Source organism: Deltaproteobacteria bacterium (assembly GCA_019308995.1).
Classification (GTDB): Bacteria; Desulfobacterota; Desulfarculia; order Adiutricales; family JAFDHD01; genus JAFDHD01.
In genome coordinates, this window is record JAFDHD010000151.1 from 1 (window position 1) to 6627 (window position 6627).

The window sequence follows — 6627 nt, forward strand, 5'->3', positions numbered from 1 at the left end:
GGGGACATTTTAATATTGCTAACACAAAATCATGGAAGACCTTGAAATATCAGAATGGTTTGCAGTATGATGAATAATATTGATACGTTTTACAGAGCGAGCTTTGCTAATGAAAGAGGAAACCATATCAGACCTTTGCTACCTGGATGAGCCTGAGCTTGACCGGCCTGCCCTCATCATGGGCTTTTCCGGGTGGCCCAATGCTGGTGACGTCTCCACCGGAACCCTGACCTTTCTGCTCCACCGCCTTAAGTCCCGGCCCCTGGCCTTCATGAAAACCGATGCTTTCTATGATTTTGCTTCGCACCGGCCTTCTGGCAGTATCCATCACGGTTTGGTCAGCGCAATCAGTATGCCGAAAAACGAATTTTTCTACGTCAAGGGCGAAAAAAATGATCAGGACTTGATTCTTTTCCTGGGGCAGGAGCCAGACTTACGCTGGGAGGCCTTTTCAGATCTGATTCTTGGCCTGGCTCAAGATTTCGGCGTGGGAAGCATCTACACCCTGGGCGGGACATACGACTACCTGCCTCATTGGCTGGAACCCCGCGTTTCGGTTGTCTTTTCATCTGAAGAATTTAAATCAACTTTTGGGCTGATCGAGGAGTTCGATAACGTAGCCCTGGTTGAATACGATGGTCCTATCAGCATACACAGTATGCTTTCGTTCAAGGCACGGTCAAAAGGCATACCGGTCTTCGGCCTCTGGGGCCATGCTCCGGTTTACATTCATACCGGTAACCTCAAGGTACACCTCCGCCTCGTGGAAATATTGACCCGCATAATTGGCTTTACCGTTAATACAAGCGATCTGGTCGAGGGCCTCGAGCAGATGGATCACAAGATCCAGGTCCTCATGCAGGAGAATCCGCAATTAAAAAAATTTATCCAGGAACTGGAAGAAGAGCATGGCAAACAGGACGATCCCTCCTCCAGGCGCTCGCTGCTAGATTCTTCTGCCTCAAGAGGCAAGGTTATCTCCATAGACGAATTCCTGAAGCGGGAAAGAGAAAATAGTGAATAATATCTCCTCCATCACCTTCAGCCCCTTTCTCACCATGCTTCTTAATTGACAGATTACAGCTTTCTGTGTTATTTCTCGGTATCCCGGCCGGGTAATTTGAGAAGGCAAGAATCCATTTTTGACAGGTAAATCCTAATGAACAAAAAATCTAAGAGCCAAACAAACCAAGTTAAACTGGGCCTAAAGGACCGCTTCCGCTTCCACTGTCACCCGGGAGTGGCATGTTTTACCACCTGCTGCGCAGACATTAACATCTTTTTAGGTCCTTATGATGTCCTGAGGTTAAAAAACAGACTGGGACTCAGTTCTTCCGAGTTTCTGGAAAAGTACACCCACCTCCTGGCCACCCAGAATCAGTTCATTCCCCTGGTAGTGCTCAGGATGTCTGACGATGAAAAGAAAACGTGTCCCTTTGTTACTGCTGAGGGCTGCCAGGTTTATGAAGACCGGCCCTGGCCCTGCCGCATGTACCCCCTGGACATGGGCGATGATGAAAAATTCTCCATTCTGGCTGATCCATCCGCGTGCCTCGGTCTAAAAGAAGACCGTGAGATGCGGGTCATTGAATGGCTGGAAGAACAAGGGATCATGGACTACCAGCGGACCTATAACTACTTCACCGAGATTACCGGGCATCCCAAACTCAAAGAAATGGAAGTGACCAATCCCCAGATCAAGGACATGATCATCATGGCCACTTATAATCTGGATAAGTTCAGGGCGTTTATCTTTGAGAGCAGCTTCCTTGACATCTTTGATCTGGATGAAAACTCCATCGAACAGCTCCGGGTGGATGACACCGAACTGCTTCGCTTTGGCATGGACTGGATAAAATTCGGGCTTTTTAGCGAACGAACCCTGAAAATCAAACCCGAAATTTTAGAAGCCAGGAAGAAACAAGGCGTCGAGCCAGATTAAGGTCTCCTCCTGTGAATCCTTTTAATCAGGCCCATGGCCTCTTTCAGCCCCTGGAAGGAAAAACCTTTCGCTTTACCTGCCATCCAGAGATCGTCTGCTTCAACCGCTGCTGCGCCGACCTGAACCTGATCCTGACCCCATATGATATCCTCTGTTTGAAAAATAAACTGAGGATGACTTCGAATCAGTTCCTCGAAAAATACGCGGAAACCAAAGTTGAAGACCGCCAGCCGTTTCCCCGCGTAAAGCTTAAGATGTCCGAGAAGGAAGGCCGCCCCTGTCCCTTTGTCTCGCCAGAGGGATGTACGGTTTATGAAGACCGTCCTGGAGCCTGCCGCATCTACCCTCTAGGGCGGGGTTCGGCCCCTGGCGGTCGGGAGATTTTTTTTCTGGTAAAGGAAGACCACTGCCAGGGTTTCAATGAAGAGCGGGAGTGGACCGTGGAGACATGGCAGGCCGACCAGGGCCTCATCAAATACAATGCCATAAACGACCTCTGGATGGAGATTATTACCTCAAGGGCTTCGCTCGGACCACCGGAACATCGCTCAAAAAAGATGCAGATGTTCTTCATGGCCTCCTATAACCTGGACCGGTTCCGGGAGTTCATCTTCCAAAGCCGGTTTTGTGAACGTTTCGTTCTGGATTCCAAGACTATCGAAGCCATCAGAACCGATGACCTGGCCTTGCTGAAATTCGGTTTCAAGTGGCTCCAGTTTTCCCTTTTTGGCAAGCAGACGATGTACATTCGTGAGGAAGGTTAGAGAGGACAACAATCGTCAGTTAATATTGTCAGATATATACGTGCTTCACAGGGAGGCGTTATGATTGAACTCTGCGCTCGGACTCACAACCTCGATGACATCGAAACGATCCTGGCTCAAGGTTTTAAAGTGCTGGAGATTACTCTGCCTTGTTCAGGCGGGCTTGAGGAGGAACATGCCTGGAGAGAGTTAGCGAAACAGCGAGACCTGTCGTTATTAGCCCACGGCCCTAATGAAGGCAATCCCCGGGATTTGACACACCTGACCGACAAACACTTACCCCGGCTCAGACAGACCCTGGAAGAAGCAAGCCGCTTGGACGTCGCTATTTTAACCATTCATTTTAACGTTGACTCTCGCTGGATACCGCCTGAAACCATTCAAGGCAAAATTGATCTTCTGAATCAGATCGTTGGCTGGGGAGTGGAGCTGGGTGTTCATGTCAATCTGGAAAACTTGAGCGAGGGGGCCGCTGACCTTGAGAAAGCATTACTCAAAGTTCCCCATTTAGATCTCACCCTGGACGTGGGTCATGCGATGCTTACTCATCGGACCAGCACTGCCCCGGAAATAATAAGGCGTCTACCTGACCGCATCAGTCATTTACATCTGCATGACAATCACGGCGGGAAAAGCTACCGTGACGACGAGCACCTTATCCCTGGAGAGGGGAAGGTGGCTTTTACCGAACTTTTTAGACTGCTGAAGCAAAAAGGCTACAACCAGACCGCAACCCTTGAAGTGGCGCCGCATGAAATGGCCCTGGCCCGAAAGCGGGTCACTGAATTCTGGCTGAATTCATCCTGACTGAAAATGGAGATAGTGGTATTCAGTTTTTCAGTTCGGCGTCATTTGCCATAGCGGTAAACCCCTTGTCCGGTCTTACGGCCGAGATGGCCGGCCTTGACGAGCTTTACCAGCAGGGGAGCCGGCCGGTATTTCTCTCCCAATTCTCGATGGAGTGTTTGGATACAGGCCAGGACGATATCCAGCCCGGAGGCGTCCGCTGCCGCCAAAGGGCCTAAAGGGAAGCCCAATCCTTTGGTACAGCTCCTGTCAATTTCTTCAGCGCTGCAAAGATCATTTTCAAGAATACAGAAGGCCTCGTTGATCATCGGCAGATAGATCCTGTTGATAACAAAACCGGGAGCGTCAACAACCGTTACCGTTTCTTTCCCGCAGTTTCGAAGAAAAGCCACCACCTTATCATGGGTTTCATCAGAGGTTTCTACGCCGCGCACAACTTCGACCAGCGGCGTTAAAGCCGCGGGAATCAGAAAATGAGTCCCAATGCACTTCTCCGGACGGTTCGTCGCGGTGGCAATCTCGGTAATCCAAAGCGTGGAAGTGTTGCTGGCCAGGATGGTTTCCGCCGAGGCAGCCTTATCCATCCTTTGAAAAACCTCCTTCTTTATCTCCATGTCCTCATAAACCGCCTCGATTACCAGATCAGCCTTACTTAGACTTTCTTCCAGGTCAATACTGGTGGTGATGCGTGACAGAATCGTGTCCACCAACTCCTTGTCCATCCGGCCTCGTTTCTCCTGGCCCTGCAGGAATGATTGTATTCTTTGCCATCCTTCTTTTAGCCGGTCATCAGACAGATCAACCATGGTTGTCTCGTAGCCTCCCCTGGCGCAGACAATGCCGATTTGACTGCCCATGGTTCCCACGCCAATGACACCAACGTTTTTAATTTCCATTTTCTGCCCCTTTATTGGCTGAAGGATTTATTAAGGTGATCATACAATTATGTTCTTCATGCATATTCGATTATTGCTCATAACATGAGTTAGCCTGCATTTAAACTTAATCCCAGTGCCTCTCAATTAGATGGCGGGTAGGTGCCATACGGCACCAGCGTGCTTTGAACTCCGGGATGAACCTTCACCAGCTCAAAGATGGTCCCCAGATCCTTCTGGGTCGCCATGTAAGTGAAGATGGCCGCGCCTCCCAGGAGTCCTGTGGACTCAATGCTGATGCCCTGATTTTCAAAGGCAGACACGACCTCGTCATGGTCGTCTACTTCGCCAAAGCTCAGGTGATGCACACCCTCACCGTGCGTCTTTAAAAATTCCATGTGGGTACTCGGTCCCTCTACCGGTTGGAGCAGTTCGAACTGGAGGTTTCCATGGTTAGCCAGGGCAGCCTTTACATGAAAATCGGTATCAGTCATCGTTATACCGTGGAAGACGGCGTCGGTCACATGCGGTTTCTTGAAATCAATGAGCACCCACGGCCCTATGCCGAAAATTTCCCAGTAACGCCGGGCCATTTTCTCGGCATCCTCAACCACAATACCAACCTGAACGATTTCCTTGCCTTTGATATTGATTGAGCCCGGTCCCTGAGGCGCATAGGTGCCCCACGGCTCAAGAGTATTGTGAGTGCCAGGGGGAGCAGGTTTGAGGACCTCAAAGATGGTCCCCAGATCCTTTTGGGTGGACATGTAGGTAAAGGTCAAGGCGCCCCCCAGAAGGCCCTGCATTTCAATACCAATGTCCTGCCTCTTCAAGGCCGTCACAAACTCGTCATGGTTATCTATTGACCCGAAGCTCAGGTGGTGAACACCCTCCCCCTGCTCCTTTAAAAATTCCTGATAAGTGCTTAACCCATACAAAGGCTGAATCAGCTCAATCTGCATTCTGGCCAGGTTAGCGATGGCGAGCCTCATGGCGGATTCCCCATCCTTAAGGGATTTATCGTGCAGAATCATTTTAGCGGGAGCTGTATCAAAAAACATCCAAGGCCCGATGCCGAAAAGTTCTGAAAAGCGCTTTGCCGTTTTCGCGGCGTCTTGAACCACGATCCCGACCTGAATTATCTCCTTTCCCTTGACCTCTATGACCGGTTGCTTCTCATCTTTTGTTCCCATGCTCGATGACCTCCTTTTACAATGAACAGGAGAATAACTTACTATAACCGACGCACCCATAATTTTAAACGCTTAGCGTTTAAAATAAAAGGTTAAGGAGAATCGCCTAGCGGACAGATATCGCTCACCAATAAAGGAGAGGGATATGCCTCAGACAGAGGAGTCTGTCCAGGACTTTCTCACCGGCCGTAAACTCTCATATAGTGTCCGGCCAAATGCCCGGCCTGAAGAAACAGACACTCATTCAACAGCCTGCACATAATTTATTGTTCTAACTGAAAACCGACAGGTCGTTGGGCCTGCGCCGCCCGGCCAGCTTTTGTATTTCTCCAGGTGAAAAACCGAGACCCTTAAGAGGTCGGAAAACGTCAGCTTCAAGGTCAGGCACAAAAGAACGCAAGAGAATCAACCCGCTGGACTCTAGGATTCGGTAGTCTCCCAGGGCGGCAGGCAGAAGAATAGTTTGGCCCTGGGTGAGTTCAACCACCTCTTCAGAACCGGCTGCCTCAAGCCGCCCCACACCGGCCATAACCGTCAGGACCTCAAATCGGCTCCCACTCATATGGCCGTCCCATTCGTTCTCTATTTCCCAGCGTTCAAGAGCAAAATAGCGGCCGGCAGCCAGAGCGGTGATGCGCATCCCTTCCTTTTTATATGAAAGGCCGTAAAAAGGCTCCACCTCTCCGGGGCTCGCGTCAAGCGCTTCCATGGCCTTACTGACGTGAAGCTCCCTGGGCCTCTCCTGGTCATCTACCCGACCCCAATCATAGAACCGGTATGTCAAATCAACGTTCTGCTGAATCTCGAAAAGGGTCACCCCCGGGCCGATGGCGTGGAGAAGTCCGGCATGGACGTAGTAAGCCTCTGAGGCGTGGACTTCCACTCCGCGCAGGACGCTTTCGACCTGCCCCTTTTCCAGAGCCTCGGAGAGACCGGTCCGATCAACCCCGGCCTTGAGTCCCAGCACGAGCCTGGCCCCGGCGTCGGCTTCAAGGATGTACCAGGCCTCGGTCTTACCCGGCCCCGATCCTTCCAGCCTGACCGCG

7 protein-coding genes are annotated in these 6627 nt (G+C 50.7%); 4 read left to right on the forward strand and 3 right to left on the reverse strand.

All coding sequences use genetic code 11. From position 1 onward, the window contains the following. Positions 1-109 precede the first annotated feature (109 nt). The 4 genes from JRI95_15825 (at position 110) to JRI95_15840 (ending at position 3513) form a co-directional block, all read left to right on the forward strand. Entirely contained in the window at positions 110-1024 is a 915-nt protein-coding gene (locus JRI95_15825) for a PAC2 family protein (protein ID MBW2063011.1), read from the forward strand. 135 nt (positions 1025-1159) lie between these two features. Then, positions 1160-1942, forward strand: a complete 783-nt coding sequence (locus tag JRI95_15830) for a YkgJ family cysteine cluster protein (GenBank protein ID MBW2063012.1) — start codon at positions 1160-1162, stop codon at positions 1940-1942. A gap of 11 nt (positions 1943-1953) precedes the next feature. Next, positions 1954-2706, forward strand: a complete 753-nt coding sequence (locus JRI95_15835) for a YkgJ family cysteine cluster protein (GenBank protein MBW2063013.1) — start codon at positions 1954-1956, stop codon at positions 2704-2706. Positions 2707-2766: 60 nt separating this feature from the next. Next, complete coding sequence (locus tag JRI95_15840; protein ID MBW2063014.1) at positions 2767-3513, forward strand: sugar phosphate isomerase/epimerase; 747 nt, start codon at positions 2767-2769, stop codon at positions 3511-3513. Positions 3514-3554: 41 nt separating this feature from the next. Here JRI95_15840 and JRI95_15845 read toward each other — a convergent pair whose 3' ends face one another. From JRI95_15845 to JRI95_15855, 3 genes are all read right to left on the reverse strand, one after another. Further along, positions 3555-4409: a 3-hydroxybutyryl-CoA dehydrogenase gene (locus JRI95_15845; GenBank protein MBW2063015.1), complete on the reverse strand. Its 855-nt coding sequence runs from the start codon at positions 4407-4409 to the stop codon at positions 3555-3557. Between the two features lie 122 nt (positions 4410-4531). Beyond that, positions 4532-5581: a VOC family protein gene (locus tag JRI95_15850; GenBank protein ID MBW2063016.1), complete on the reverse strand. Its 1050-nt coding sequence runs from the start codon at positions 5579-5581 to the stop codon at positions 4532-4534. A 271-nt stretch (positions 5582-5852) separates the two neighbouring features. After that, positions 5853-6627: class I mannose-6-phosphate isomerase (locus tag JRI95_15855; GenBank protein ID MBW2063017.1), on the reverse strand; the 775-nt coding region annotated here is incomplete at its 5' end.